The following is a 203-nucleotide window of genomic DNA, read 5'->3' as shown; positions in this document are numbered from 1 at the left end:
TCAGATGCAGCATCGAGACTGGTTCGTGCTGCCACCCGCCCAGGCCTGGTTCTATCGCCGCCATCATCCGGAGTATCGGCCCTTGCCGTCCTGGCGGGCGGACTGTGTGGCCGGCGCCCGCGCCATGCAAACCGAGCCGCCCATGGCACTGGTCTACCCCCATGCTGGCACCGCTATCTACATTCCTGTGGAGCTGAATGGTC

At 65.0% G+C, this 203-nt stretch carries 1 protein-coding gene; it reads left to right on the top strand.

Annotated elements, in window-relative coordinates:
- The coding region (locus A3714_RS17960; RefSeq protein ID WP_197463380.1) for a hypothetical protein at positions 1-203 on the top strand (203 nt) is incomplete at both ends.

Origin of the sequence: Alcanivorax sp. HI0007 (genome assembly GCF_001635525.1) — a bacterium.
In the GTDB taxonomy this organism is placed as follows: domain Bacteria; phylum Pseudomonadota; class Gammaproteobacteria; order Pseudomonadales; family Alcanivoracaceae; genus Alcanivorax.
This window is presented reverse-complemented; position numbering and strand designations above follow the sequence as displayed.